The organism is Nocardia stercoris, assembly GCF_003696265.1.
GTDB lineage: Bacteria > Actinomycetota > Actinomycetes > Mycobacteriales > Mycobacteriaceae > Nocardia > Nocardia stercoris.
This window is the reverse complement of record NZ_RFFH01000004.1, coordinates 200,916-215,694: the sequence shown is the minus strand read 5'-3', so window position 1 is coordinate 215,694 and position 14,779 is coordinate 200,916. Positions and strand designations below refer to the sequence as shown.

The window sequence follows — 14,779 nt, the reverse complement described above, 5'->3', positions numbered from 1 at the left end:
AACATCCGCGCTCGGGTACAAAACCCGGCGTCGGTCCGGGCTCGATGACGGCTACTCCCCGAGCGTGCCTCTCTCTCTGAGATTTTCAGAAGTTGGGCATCTGATCTGACCAGCGGTACCCAGTGCGGGCTGAACGCGGCTACCCCTCGATTGCGAGCGGCGCCAGCTTCGTCGTCGGTACTCTGGTGCCTGTTGCCGCCGGCTCTCTCGGCTGGGCCACCATCTTCTTATGTGGTCGGCATCATCTACCTGATCACTGGCGTCGCCTGCCGATCACGGGCGCAGGAACCGGGGGGCCGCTGATGTCAGAACTGGACGACTTCGAGCACACCGACAGCTGGAATATCGCCATTCCAACCGACGACGACTCCATCACGAGACGTCGGCGCGCACTGGCCCCGATTCAGATCCTTACCGACTTGGAAAGGACCAAATCCAGCCTCGACGGCGACTTCTGGGCGAACTACGACCTGTTCCGGATCGCGCTCGCCGTGATCGATCAGGTTGCGCTGGCGATGGGGCTGTCGTCTGGGAGGACGTGGGACGAGACACTCGTCTACGCAACCGAGCAGGCCGGCAGGCAGGTACCGGACGCCGACCCTCGCGAATGGGCGAAGGTCGCTGAGCGCGTGGTCGTTTCGCTCGTCACCATCGATGTGGAGGTGGTTCGGCATCTGGTGCACACGGCCGACGGCCCGACCTGGCGGCAACAGCGATTCCGGCTGCTGTATCTGCACCCGGACAGCACAGACGGGCTCGAGCATCTGCGCGCGTCCGAGCAAGCCATCAATATCTTCGTGGACGCCCTTGATCTCGACATCGAGGCTGCGCAGATCGCGAACGAAGCCCAGATGGCGGCGCTGATCGAACGTGGAGCGGTGGCGTCGGCAGTCCAGATTGCACGCGTTGCACGCTATCGGTCGATCGAGTACCAGGAGCGGATCAGGCGCGTTGTCGCCGACACCCTCATCGATCCGGACACCCACGATTGGCTCGGCGATGTGCCCGCCTATCTCAACGCGGCGCTCGACCACGTCAGGGGCCGCCTCGACGCCGAGACGACGCTGCTCGAAACCGTGGACGAACGGCGCTCCGCGATCACCGATCGGACACAGCTCGACGCAGTGAACCGACTCCTCGAAATCCTGCGTGAATGCCGTTACCGGCACAGCGAATTGCATCGCCATCTGATCGGAGCGCGTGGCGCACTGAGGCAGGCCTTGGACGACCGCTTCGCGCGTCCACCCCGCCGCACCCACCGCACCGATCTCGGAGCCGACCTACTGGTGCCTCTGTTGGCCGGACCGACACAACGCGCCGCTCGCGCGGCGGACCGCCTGTTGGCAGCTGCGGGTGGACTACACGTTCGATGGTGGCCGTCACTGACAACCATGACCGATGAACTGTGCACACCTCCGCGGACTCCTGAACTCGGTGCGGAATACGAACCACCCGAGATCGATTCGGTCGACACCCCGGAATGGTGGGACGCTTACGAAGATGTCGCCGAAGCGCTGCTCGCTGGCCTGTCCGAGCCCGTCCGACTGTCACAACTTCTGGCAAGGATCGAACACACTGCGGAAACTGATGCCACCGAACTGGACACCGACGAGGGCCAGACCCTAGATCCGAGCATTCTGGCAGCGACCGTCGTCCACACGGCTCATCATGCTTGGGCACCGCACTTGGCCGGCAGATCGGCAGGAGACCGGCTTGTGGTCGCCGTCGCGACAGGAAAGACGTTGGATTCCAACATGATTCGGTCGGAGGATCTACTCTTGATTCCGGCCGAGTTGAGCGCAGACATCGCAGTTCCCACATCGAAGGCTCAGGTTCCCAACCGGATCGATGATAGGCAGGAGGGACCCGAGTGAAATCCTCGAGTGCGCATGAGGATATCGGTCGCTTCCTGGCTTGGGCGGCCCGCCCGAAGGAGACACCGGCTCGCAACGAGGAACTGCATCGTCTGGTTCGGAGATACTACGAAGAGCCGGACTTCGCTTCCGCCGTCGATGAGGTCTTCGCCGGCGCGGGACTTGATCTCGATGTCGACGACCGAGACGGCATCATTGCGACCGCACGCAATCACTCACCATTGCGATTGACCGTCACCGATGTGTCGAAGCGTGCACCTCAACACCATCGCGCGGTGCTCGGCGCAGTGATCCTGGCGGTGGCGCGAACTGCCTATCCGGATTCGAGCATGCTGGACGACCCTGACAGGATCGCCGTGTTCACCACACAGTCGGTCGTCGACACCCTGGACCGGGTGGCCGAGTCCCTCGCGGAGAACAGCACGGACGACAGCGATATCGACGACGATCTGGTCGAGGCATGGCGGCGATGGATCGACCTGTCACCCGCTCGACCGAATGCCCGGCGCCGCTCGACCGGGGACCGCGCCGGCCTCGTCGCCAAGGTCTGCAAGATCCTTGCCGAAGCAGGCTTTCTTGCCGCCAAGGGCGATACCGACGGTGGCGTGTGGGCCGCTCGACCTCGGTTTCGTTACGCGGTCGGCACACTATGCGACGACTCCGACCTCTTCCGCCTGGTGAACGGTCTGGCCGACCGCTCTGCAGATGCTCACGAGGCGACCCTGGCATGACCGAATCTTTGTTCGATGCAAACCAGCTGCCCGCCCAGGAACTTCCGACACCACCACTGCGGCTGCGTCGGGTCCGTCTACACGGAGTTGGACCTGATGGTGCCCGGTTCGATCCCCTCGATCTGGACTTCAGCACCGGATCCGGCGCGGCCGCACGAGTTCTGCTGTCTCTCACCAACACTGGCGGCAAATCGACGCTGATCACCCTGATATGCAGCCTGATCGTGCCCGCTGCACGGGCACAAGTCGGCGGGAAGATCCTCGGCGACTACGTGCTGACCGGCGATACGTCGCACGTCGTATGCGAATGGGAAGACTCCGTCACCGGGCACCGCACGGTAACCGGCACCATGATGGAGTGGAAGGACGGTCGCCGCCAGCCGCCACACAAGATGCGCTCGACCTCCAACATGCATCGCGCTTGGTATCTGTTCCGCACTGGGCCCGGCCTGCCGGGAATCGACGATCTGCCGTTCATCTCCGAGGGACGGCGCATGACGTATCGGCACTTCAGGTCCGCAGTCGACAACCTGATCGACGGACATCCCGATACGCACGGAATGCTCGTTGACACGCAACAGGATTGGACCTCCGCGCTGGAACGGCACACCAACATCGACCCAGTCCTCTTCGGGTACCAGATGCGTATGAACGATTCGGAGACCGGCGCGGAACAGCTGCTGCAGTCGTTCGACTCGCCGGACAATGTGGTGCGATTCTTCGTCGCGGCCTTGAACGATCAGCGTGATCTGGAGATCTTCACCGAGAAGCTCGGCACCTATGCAGTTTTAGCCGCACAACGATCGTCCCTAGCCGACCGATCCTGCTTCGGCGATGCAGTCCTGCCGTTGACCGAGCAGTTAGCCCAGCTGGCCGAAACTCGACAGATGGCGGAAGGCCTTCTGCTACAGACGATCACGCTCGGTGGCGAACATGTGACTTCACTGCTGAACCGCATCGCCCAGGACCACCGGGTACTTGCCGAAATTGATGCCGCTGTCATCGCCACGGGTCGCACGTTCGCTGATGCCCGCCGCGACTACAACAGAGTCAGCGATATCCGTCAACAGTTGGTCCTCGAGCAGGCACGTGCCCGAGTTACGTCCACAGAACAGAAGGTCGAGGACGCTAAGGGAATAGCAGCCGAGGCGGACAGTAGGGCAAAGGCATGGCGGGCGGTCGGCGATGTCCTGGCGCTGCGCATCGCACGTGAAGCGGCCGAGGCTGCTCGGCAAGCCTACGACAAGGCCGATGCGGATCTGGGACCGCTGCGCACAGATGTCACCAAAGCAGCTGCCGAGCTGGCGGGCCGGCTCGACGCGCTGATCGCGGAATCCACAGTGGGAGCTGATAACGCCGATGATCGAGCTCAAGCCGCGGACGAGCTGAAGAAGCAGTCGGAGCGGAAAGAGACCGATGCCCGCATCGAACTCTCCAAACTCACCGACGAGCGCTCACGTGCCCGAACGACCATCGACACTGCCCGCCAGAGCAGTAGCACCGCTGGTGCCGCAGGCTGGCTGCATGAGCACGAGAGCCCAGGCGAATGCCTAAGCCGATGGCAGGATAGTTGGGCAACAGCGAATCGCGCCGCCGAGGCCGCCGCCCAACAGGAGCAAGCGGCTGAGCAACGATTCGACGAACTCGGTGACGCCATCGTGAGTATCGGACAGAGCCTGATCGCCCTTCGCGCACAAGAACAATCGGCGACAGCGAGAGCCGACGCCATCGGCACCGACCTCGCCGCGGTTGGTGCCGACCCCACCATCGTGGAGCTGGGCGGCGCCGAAGCGGACGACAGCGAGACACTAACCCGGGTCGCCGGTCTCGCGGCCGATGCCGCACACACTGCTGATGCGCGCGCTACCGAACACGGTTCGACCGCGGAGGCCGCGTATCGCCAACTCAGCATGCTGGATCTGACGGGTACGGCACCGACCGGACAGGATGTCCTGGACGTACTCGGCGTGCTCACCAACGCCGGGATCGGATCCGTCACGGGGTTGCAATGGATCGAAACCAATATCGTCGATGCCGACGCACGCGAGCCGTTCATCGCCGCCAACCTGGAACTTGCGAGCGGGGTCGTGATCTCCGATCGGAACAGATTCGACGACGGGGTGCGACTGTTGCTGGACAGCGAGCTGCACACCAGGACTCCGGTGACCGTCACCACTCCGCCGACCACCGCGACGACCGCGCCGCAACTGATTCCGTTCCGCCACATCGTCATCCCCCATCGAGCGACCTGGGACCGACGCTGGGCCGCCGAGATGCGACAGGAGCTTGAAGCCGCGGCGCGACAGCACGACGAGCAAGCGCAGCGGGCGGCCGCGAGCTCGCGACGATACCGTGCGAGTGAGGCCCAGTGTCGTGAGTTCGTGCGGCGCTGGGGTTCAGTCACGCGAGAGGACTTGGATGGAGCCGCGCGACGAGCGGCGGACGCACGGCGCGCAGCCGAAGCTGAAGTGGCGGGTCTTACCGCCGACCAGGGCCGGCTGCGGACACTTGCGGCAACTGCGAGAGCCGAACAGCGCAAGCTGATCACCGACGCCGGCATAGCGGGCGAACACGCCAAGGCCGCCAAAGACTTGGTTACGCAATGGGAGGACGCCGAACAAGCTGAGGCCGCGATAGTTGGCATCGACTCAAGGTTCGGCCGCGCGAAGTCTATGCGCGACGAAGCCGCCGCTTGCAAGGAGCAGGCGGCGGAGTCTTACAAATCGGCGGTCCAGCAGGCCGCCAACCTCCGCAGCGACTGCGAAGCCTACCGCCGGGAGCGAGCCGAACTCGGAGTCGACGAGTCCGGCATCGACCCCGGAGGTAACCCTGCGATCCTTCGGACCCGCTGGGAGACTCTGCGCGACGAGCTTGCCAAGGCCGAGCACGGCATGGTCGAGGCGGCCAGACTCGAGGACGCCAACAGGGCCGTCAGTCGCGCGTCGAGCCAGACCCAACGCCACGGCACCGACACTGTTCGCCAAGCAGAGATTCTCTCGGACACAATAGAAGCCAGCACCACCACAACGCTCACCGACGCACAGCTACGTGCCCAAGCGGAGTTCGACCACGTGCACCTGGCCCATCTGGGAGCGAGATCGGCCTATGAGAAAGCATGCGCTGACCTCGCCGATGCGGAGCCTCCGTCACCGGACCACCAGAACTACATCGACCTCACGTCGACCGAATGGTCGCCAACCTGTTCGGACGATATTGCCGAGCTGCTCGAGCGGCTCGAGGGCCACAACCTCGAGATGCGCACCCGCCGCGACGCGGCCGAAACCGCGCATGAAGAAGCCAAGCGATTGCATGCTGAGGTAAAGACAGACCTCGACTCATTCACCCTCACCACCGAAATGTGGGCCGCCGAACGTATTCCGACAGTTGCGGTATTCCACGGGACGTCCGACACGGCTCGCGAGGAGATGCGCGCGCACGTCAAGAACTATCAGGATAGGGATCGTGCCGCGCGCGAAGCGCGCGATGCGATCCACACCGCGGTTACCAAAGTTCGTGCAACAGCTGCCGATCCACGATTTGCCGCCCTGGAGACGCCCGACATCATCCGAATCCGGTCCTTGCCGGAAGCTGACCTCGTCGCCGAGGCACAGGTGCTGGCCCGCCGAATTCGGACCGTGACCGATTCTGCGCGCGCGGATCTGGAACAGCTCGATGTGCACAGGAATATCCTGTGCGACGATCTACTGGCACTATGCCGTACTCAGCGGCGGATGCTGCGTGAGGTCTCCCAATCATCGCGACTCCCCGCCGGCCTCGGGGACCTCTCGGACAATCCCGCGATAAAAATACGATTCGAGGAGGCACCCGCCGTCGAGGCGATGGCACGCTTAGCCGACCGAGTCGACACCTGGTCGACCGAACTGGCCGATAATCCGAAGCGGGCCAAATCCGCCGACGTGCGGGCACGCTGGCTCGCAGACGCTGTCCGCGACACCGTAGTCAGCCGATCCCGAGCGGGGGCATGGTCGATCGAGATCCTCAAACCGCGCATCGACGGACACGTCGCATACTGCCCGCCGGACCGGATCCCTCACGAGTTCTCCGGCGGTCAAGTGCTCACCCTCGCCGTCCTGGTCTACTGCGCCTTGTCCCGTGTGCGCTCCGCGCACCGGCAGGGCGGAGCACGACCTGCCGGAACCCTGTTGCTGGACAACCCGTTCGGCGCGGCATCGGCCGAACCGCTGATCGAGATGCAACACCGGCTTGCCGCTCACACCGGAGTCCAACTCGTCTGCGCGACCGGCCTCCACGATCCTGCCGTCGAGGCCGCGTTCACCGGCGCGGGGTCGGTGATCGTCAAACTGCGCAACGACGGCGATCTGCGGCGCAATCTGTCGTTCCTGAGGCTGCGGGAAACGATCGTCGACGGAATCGATGTCGTGGAATCGATTGTGCGAGAGCGTGACCCACGCTCCAACCAGAACTGGTTGGACGCCATCACTTACGAGATCCGTTGATGAGTGTTCGAGCATCTGAGGTCGCGGCGCTACGAGCCGCACTCCTTGCCCGGGGCTCTGTCCGTGTCGAGAACGACGCGTTATGGCGACTGTGGTGTGCCGCCGCCCCGCGGCTCGTTGGCAGCCCCCAGCAAACCGACGATCTGCAGGAGTGCCTGCGAATCTTGGCCGACGACAAGACTATCGAGTTGCCGGCCCGGTCATCGAGACGACCGTGGCCCAGCCACATCACCGTCCCAGCTTGTCGCGCGGCTCCGAAGTCTAAACCGTGGGTGACACACGCCTGGCGTGCGGAACTGGGCTGGGCCGCCTCACTACGCACCTTGTCAGATGAACTCTTCTCCGACCTCGTCGCGATCAACACCTGGCTGGGCCACCATGCGAATCATTCGATTCCGGTCGTCCCGGTTCGCTATCGATCCGCCGAAATCCTCGGCAAAGAAAAGAGACTCGACGATCTCACCCGCACCACACTATTCGATTCGGGCCGGCTTACCCTGGATCTACTGGCCTGCACCCGCTACCCACCGCCCCTGCCTGCAGCAGTCACAGGACATGGCCCCGACGTCCTTATCGTCGAAAACAGCGACACCTACTGGGTTCTCAACGAACTCCTGAGCAGTGCCACGAACCATCCGATCGGCGCCATCGCTTGGGGCAGCGGACGTACGTTTCCGGCCCAAGTCGACTCATTGCGCGTTGACGTCGGCGGTCGTGGACCCGTCACCGGGACTGCATGGTACTGGGGTGATTTCGACCCTCACGGGATCGCGATCGCCGAATCCGCGACCCTCGCATCAACCGCTGTCCCGGTCAGACCTGTCACAGCCCTGTGGTCGGCGATGGCCGACCGCCCCATCCAAGACCGCGGCACCGTCGATTGGTCCAACGTGTATGGCGATCGCCTCCTCGGACCCGAATTGTGGTCACAGCTAGCCCACATCCGCTCAGCTCACGGTCGGGTTGCACAAGAAGCCGTCCCAGTCTCTGCTCTCGCCCGATGGATAGACAGACTGCGGTGACAATCGCAGGACTTCGTATACCAACCACAGCCTGCGAATTCGGCAGGTAGGCTTCAGGCATGGAGACTCCGGCGGGTCCCGAACTGTCCGACCTTGAGCAGGCTGTGGCGATCGTCCGAGGTCGGTCGAGTTCTCTGCTTGGAGACGACCTGGCGGCGATCGATTCGAATTCGTCCACGGTGCAAGCTGTAGCTCGCGCAGTCTGGGTTCTGCGTCGACACCGAGCAAACAGTGAAGACGCCCCGACCGGTGAAGAGCTTCTCGCAGTGCATGATCAGCTGTACGAGTCTGCGCGGTACCGGAACAACGGCCACTTGGAGGCTCTTGCCGCCGCTCTGGTCGGGCATGGCCTGGTACCTGACTCCGGCGCTTACGGCGGGGAATGGTGGCTCTGGTGGCCGAAGAAGAGCCGCGGTCCATGCGTGATGTGTGGCGAGGTTCGGTCACTGACCCGGTACGCCGAGAGATTCGGCAACCCATATCGCTACCTCTGTGCCCGATGCCGCAAACAGGAGATTGCCGACAATTCCGCATGGCTCGACCAAGTCACCGGAGTCGTACGCGAGGAGGGTGAATCAGCCGAGTCCCTTCGCCGTCGCCGGTTCGAAGCGATCATCCAGAGCGAAATCGCCGCAGCCGAGTCCGGTCCGCGTAAAGACGTTCGCCCGACTGACACCGAATGGGATGGGTACGTTGATCGCCTTGTCGACCTTCTGAGTCCACTTGGCTGGTCCGGATGGGATATCCCCGATTCCTACGACTCCGACTGGGATGCAGAATTCGGTCCAGTATTGTTCGCTGACCTGAACCGCACAGACGCATGGTTTACGGTGGAGTACCGGCCTCTGGACTGCGCCATGACCTGGGCGCCATACGAAGACGTATGCGGCGAACATCCTCAATCCATCTCGGTCTTGGATGAGGCGATCGAGGTCGCCGCTCCACTCCACGGGGATGACGCAGTGAAAGAGATCGAACGGCAAGCGGGACAGCTCGGCCTGCTGGATGCAACCAGAGTCCGAATTGCAGAAGGCGCCGCTGTTGATGCCGTGGTTGAATTCCGCGCAAGCCAGCTACGGAATCTGTTGGTACCCGCCATGGCGTACCGGCAAATGGATGCACAAGCCCTCATGGAATCTATTGCCGCAGACCCACATCTGCGCCGCCACTTCGACCATATCGTCGGGTTGCTCGGCTGCGATGTGTTCCCAGACGCCATCCCAGATATCGCGGCCATTGGGATCGCCATGTGGTGCTGGCGGAATGGAACCGCCGTCGAGGAGCACCACCTCCCCGGCGATGTCCTGATGGCCCGAGTCAATATTGCTGTTACCCAGGCGATCCTGCCCCACATCGATCCATTCGAGGGCATCGACTGGAAGGCGATCCAGCATGACCTTACTGGTTCGGGACTCCAACTGCCGGACGGACAGCCGGTTCTCAAGCTGTTCGGTACTGGCTGGACGGCAGTGAAATCATCTGTGCAGGAGCAGCTTGAAGAATGGGGCCGGGTTGACATGGACATTCTCGGCCCCGACACCACGCTGCGCTTGATGACAATCGCTGGGTCGACCAGCTTCACCAGCAGCTGGTGGGGTCAAGGGCGCTGGCGTTCAATCTGCACACGCATCGTCGAAGATGCAGTTGCCGGTGGGCTGGCCCTGCCTCAGCCATTCAACTTCCAAGGAGCACCTGCGCTCATCGAAGCTCTCCAACAACCACACCTCCAGTCGGATGACGTCCTGAGGTGGTTCATTGACATGCCCGACGGCAATGCCGGCGGACCGCTCGGGTTGCGGTACCACCATGTGACGCAGCCGATCGTCCACACATACGACCCGTGGTGGGCTGAGTCCGACATTGAGGAGTAGAGCCTCGGATGGGTACAACGCGGCAGGCTGCGCCTAACTGAGGCGCATCGCAGTGGGCAAGCGTCAAGCAAACATTGGCCCGCCCCTAGCACCGAGTCTCTGGGTTCGGCATTGAGGCAGAGTCTGCGGATCACCAGCTACGAGCTGGGACGATGTGCCGATCTTGACAAGCGCCACCCCATGCAGCGGGTCGCACCACGCATGACGCGACGCGGTGCCACCCGCCGACCTCCGGTGGCCCGCTCCTGAACTCTTCTCCACGCGCACATAAGAAATCGGATCGGTAGGAATCGTAGCCTCCGATGGGGCATTATATCTCCTGTGACGGAGGGGAATTCGGACTTGGCGATCCGGACCGATGCCGGCCCGGACGAGTTGCTGGCGCTGCTGGACTGGTTCGTCCACGATGACGTACTACGCGGCAGAGTGCATCCGCTGGTCGGCACCGCCGACGCAGGTCAGATGAGCAACGGCATATACGAAGCCTTGGGTGTGGCTCTTGGCAGTGGCGGAATCGCATCCGCGCTGTCGATATCGCTGCGTACGTGGCTGACCCACCGCCACTCCGACCTGAAACTCACACTCACCCGCAGCGATGGCGCCCACCTGGAAATCGACGCCGCCCGCGTCGATTCCGTTCAGGTGATGCGGGAACTGCGGGATCTGCTCGAGCTGCCAGCCGACCAGTCGTGACCGGCGCCGGACAATCCCGCGCAGTATTGATCGGCACGAGCCGCTACGACCACCTCACACCGGTCCCCGCGGCCGCGGCGAACCTCGCAGGCTTGGCCACGCTTCTTAGTGGCACCGGCGGCGGTTTCACCAGCGAGCAATGCGAGATAGTGCTGAACCCGACCCTCACGCGCCTCGGCAGCGCGGTCGGCCGTGCAGCTCGGGCAGCCACCGAGGTGCTACTGATGTACTACACCGGGCACGGGCTTCTGGACCGCCGCGGACGCCTCCATCTCACTGTCCCGGGTAGCAACCCGGACGACATCCGCTGGACCACAACCCCGTTCGAGGTCTTGCGGGAGGAAGTCCTCGATAGTCCGGCCCGCGTACGAATTCTCATCCTGGACTGCTGTTTCGCCGGCCGCGCATTCGAAGCCCTCGCCGACGTACCTGGCCTGATCGCCGGGCAAACCGACCTCCGAGGCACCTATACGATCACCTCATCCTCTGCCAATGAGCCATCCTTCGCGCCAGCGGGAAACCGCCACACCGCATTCACCGGTGCACTATTAGACGCCGCCACAGCGGCACCTGGGGGCACACTCGACACGCTGTACGAGGAAACCGACCGGCGTTTGCATTGCGACGGCCATCCCCGCCCTCAACGGCGCAACATCAACATCGCCGGACAGATCCGCCTATTCGGGCAAGCAGAGTCGGAGCATGCACTCCGCGCTTACGCACACCTCGGCGAGGTGGTCTCCATGTATAAGCTCGGTTTTCTCCTTGGGGAGCAGGGTGAACTCGACACGGCAGAGTGGTGGTACCACAAGGCAGCTGCTGCAAGCGCCGGTGATGACTCGGCAGCAAACCAACCCGAAACGCTCACCCGCGGTCCACAAGAGAAAACCATCAGCGACAACTCCGACAAGCATCAGGATCGAGCCCGGGACGACTGGAAAGACACACTGACGCAAGGTGCAGCTGCAAGTGTGGCCCTCGCCAGCGACTCCACAGGGATTCCGGTGGCAACCAGCCCGCCGAAACCGTCGGACCCCTTCCACCTCGCTCAGATCAGTGACAGATCCTTTTACGCACCACGTCTGCTCACCGACATCGGATGGCCGCGCCAAGCGCCCGATCCGGGTGCACTACTCAGGCGCCACAACGGAGCGTTGACAGTGACCATGCAACCCGGGGTCACCCGGGATGCCGACAACAACGCGATCGTCGCGAGGCTTCCACACGGGCTGATGGCACGTCAGCTGGTGATCTGGATGTGCAGTGAGGCAATCCGGACTGGGGAGGCGGAACTATACCCGACCGACCCTGAAAAGGGATTCTTCGCCACCACGGGCGTAGACGCCACCAGCGGACCAGATGGAACCATTGCTCAACTTCTCGAACAGATCGAGCGGATCTTCGGAACCCGCCTTACGGTCGCCGACAAGAACAATCGGTCCGCGCACGAACGCATGCTCAATGTGCTGTCACACATAGACATTAAGCATGGCAGCGGTGCCACGCCTGTACTAGACGCGGTGCCGGACATGAGAATCCAGTTGTCAGTAGATTACCTCGACGAAATCGTCTATGACCCAACGCCAATCGACTGGCGTGTGATGACGCACCCATGGGAAACCCTACTGACCATCGATGTGTACTTGTGGCTTGCAGCATGCTCCCGCACAATACACCGCGAAACCCGGGTGCCCTGGAATGCGCTGTGGGAACAATTCGAACACGCTTCGGGTAAGGCGTCACGTGCGGAACTACGGAAGTTTAAGGATGAATTTCGTGATGCCACAGACCACGTCAACTCCCTAGAACTGCCTCTCGCGATAGAAGTATCTGAACCCGGAGCCATTCTATCACCACTGGGCGCCCCAGCAGTGCCGCACAAGCCTGGAGACGAGGATCGCCACCGCGCATTACCATTCCGATGGGACCCACAGATCAGTGATATCTCAAATCATTACACGGAAAAGGGCTTGAGCCCCGAGACCGCCGTAGAAGACACTTCGGGTAGCGCGGCTGAAGCCAGCATTTCCGAACTACTGGCTGAGCGCTTCAGGAAAGAATGGGAGCCTGACACCGAATTGTTGACGGCCGCTGGCGATCGCCCGAATTTTTCAACAGCATCCAGAGCCTTACTGAGGGCAGACGAGCTCGGGATTATTAGCAAATACGGGGTACGCGCACCGCTGGAATTCATGTCCGCCACGTACGTGAGGATTCCCCACCCGAGCGAGTGGTCACCAGATTGCATTCCAGTACATCTTGAGCGTCGCAACCTTGATCCAATTGTTCAAATAGAGTGGTCCGCTGGTCAATCATTTATCGACATGTGCACATCCCTCGCCGCCCGCCTTCGTACGACACCATTCTGGGAAGGCGAAGGGCGATACGCACCCGACCAGACATTCTCTCACTTGTCAAGCCTACTCCTCACCGGATTGAAGGCAATCCGCAACGGACAGAACGATTCTGTGAATAGAATTTTCCAAATCATCGACAATGACTGGACTGTAACAGAATCCGCCATACTCGGCAATCGCAACCTCTACGAGATACCCCTGGCCAGATTTCAGGAGGATGATTGGTTCCGTCACGTTACAGCAAAGCCGTGGGTGAATCGGTCGAACTTTATCGAAGCATTCAACACAGCCGAGATGTTGATACATAGAGGGATATTTGCCGGAACCCTTCCTGCAGGCTGGTCGCAGACGTCGCTACAGCAATTCTAAAGGCTGTACGCCGGCCGCTACGAGCAAAAGCACTTGAGAACTGCCCTCAAGCGATCCCGAGTAACCTAGATTGCGGTGCTGACGATCAGCGCCGGCCCAGGACCTCGCGGATGGGCTGCGCTTGCCCAGTACCGAGCCTGGCACAGAAAGCGCGGCTGGCGGCAGTTGGGGGCTGGTTTGCAGAGCCATCGTCGTTGCATAGTGTTTGCCATTGATAGCGGTGGAGGTGTGGCACCTAAAGCGAAGCCGGATAACTTCGGTCAGCGTGGTAACGATCTGCCACAGCCACAGTTGAACCAGACCACCCAGTCCGAATTGGGAAATAGTCGGCCACCCAAGGGGACGAAACGCCTCCAGTCCAGGATAGGTAAGGCTTTCCAAGTGTTTTTCCAAGTGCGCCAACAGGTTTCACAAGCGAGAAACCGCCTTTGACCAGCTTCTCGGTCATCAATCAGCGACTACCAGCGGGTTCGGGGTTCGAGTCCCTGATGGCGCACTTGAATACCAGGTCAGACTGGGTATCCCAGTCTGACGGGCCCGGAGTTTGGGCCGATCGCCAAAATACACCAAAAATTCCCGACCGAAACTTGTGGTCACCTGGTTCTATCCGAACCCTTTTGCAGCGCATCCGACGAATCGGATGCCTGTTCAGTCGTCCCTTCACCTCGCACATGCGCCAGTACATCGGGCCAGCGCGCAACCGCTTCAGCATGTCGACCGCGAACCCGGGCAAGGCGACGATCCGGTGCCCTGCAACGATTTTCGCCCACTCCTGCCGGAACAGTTCAGCCGGACCACGGTCACGGAGACGGTGAGAGTCGCCGGTTCCGACTGCAGTCCGACTGATCCCAGGATGCCGCCAGAGCCTCCCCTGGCCGCACGCCCCTGCCAAGAATCAGGTCTGCAACGTCCACGACGACCCGATCCCGCATCGGCCAATGGGTGTACGCGCGGGTTCCCGGAATCTCGTTGACTGCCAACCATTCCCGAAGTTGTTCTCGCAGGCCGTCGAGGCGCTACCGATCGATGATCTGCGGCTTGATCTTTCGCCGGCGCAGGCGGGAGGTGTCACGGACCGGATTCTCGGTGTGGGCGCCGTGACTGCCAGGCCCATGATGCCGGTCAGGATCACCTTGTGCAGGCGAGCCATCGGCTTCACCCCTGCGGCGGCAACGGCCTGGATGTGTTGATCCAGACGGCAGCCCGCCACCGTGTTGGTGTCGATCGGCGCGCGGCAAGGACCAGCAGGACCGGTCCGGGAACCCCATGGTGTGGCTCCTCTCACAGATCCAGGTATATACGGCACCGCATAACAGCGCCTAGTGTTTGTTATACGGGACCGTATAACAACCTCGGGCGTGCCGCCATCGACTATCAAAGGGTG

At 62.1% G+C, this 14,779-nt stretch carries 7 protein-coding genes; all 7 read left to right on the top strand.

All coding sequences use genetic code 11. From position 1 onward, the window contains the following. The first annotated feature begins 302 nt into the window (after nt 1-302). The 7 genes from EBN03_RS11975 (at nt 303) to EBN03_RS11950 (ending at nt 13,395) form a co-directional block, all read left to right on the top strand. The gene (locus tag EBN03_RS11975; protein ID WP_122188063.1) at nt 303-1,874 is read left to right on the top strand and encodes a hypothetical protein; all 1,572 of its coding nucleotides are present in this window, start codon (nt 303-305) and stop codon (nt 1,872-1,874) included. Then, nucleotides 1,871-2,605, top strand: a complete 735-nt coding sequence (locus EBN03_RS11970) for a hypothetical protein (protein WP_122188062.1) — start codon at nt 1,871-1,873, stop codon at nt 2,603-2,605. The genes EBN03_RS11975 and EBN03_RS11970 overlap by 4 nt, the downstream gene beginning before the upstream one ends. Next, entirely contained in the window at nt 2,602-7,083 is a 4,482-nt protein-coding gene (locus EBN03_RS11965) for a coiled-coil domain-containing protein (RefSeq protein WP_122188061.1), read from the top strand. The genes EBN03_RS11970 and EBN03_RS11965 overlap by 4 nt, the downstream gene beginning before the upstream one ends. Before the next feature lie 272 nt (nt 7,084-7,355). After that, nucleotides 7,356-8,105, top strand: a complete 750-nt coding sequence (locus EBN03_RS33705; RefSeq protein ID WP_147471547.1) for a Wadjet anti-phage system protein JetD domain-containing protein — start codon at nt 7,356-7,358, stop codon at nt 8,103-8,105. A 59-nt stretch (nt 8,106-8,164) separates the two neighbouring features. Then, the gene (locus tag EBN03_RS33700; RefSeq protein ID WP_147471546.1) at nt 8,165-9,976 is read left to right on the top strand and encodes a hypothetical protein; all 1,812 of its coding nucleotides are present in this window, start codon (nt 8,165-8,167) and stop codon (nt 9,974-9,976) included. Nucleotides 9,977-10,297: 321 nt separating this feature from the next. After that, nucleotides 10,298-10,669: an effector-associated constant component EACC1 gene (locus EBN03_RS11955; RefSeq protein ID WP_122188059.1), complete on the top strand. Its 372-nt coding sequence runs from the start codon at nt 10,298-10,300 to the stop codon at nt 10,667-10,669. After that, complete coding sequence (locus EBN03_RS11950; protein WP_122188058.1) at nt 10,666-13,395, top strand: caspase, EACC1-associated type; 2,730 nt, start codon at nt 10,666-10,668, stop codon at nt 13,393-13,395. Before EBN03_RS11955 ends, EBN03_RS11950 begins: the two co-directional genes overlap by 4 nt. Nucleotides 13,396-14,779 lie beyond the last annotated feature (1,384 nt).

Bases quoted from the DNA above. Each gene is read 5' to 3' on its own strand.
- EBN03_RS11975 (WP_122188063.1), top strand. From the start codon at position 303: ATGTCAGAACTGGACGACTTCGAGCACACCGACAGCTGGAATATCGCC.
- EBN03_RS11965 (WP_122188061.1), top strand. From the start codon at position 2,602: ATGACCGAATCTTTGTTCGATGCAAACCAGCTGCCCGCCCAGGAACTT.
- EBN03_RS33700 (WP_147471546.1), top strand. From the start codon at position 8,165: ATGGAGACTCCGGCGGGTCCCGAACTGTCCGACCTTGAGCAGGCTGTG.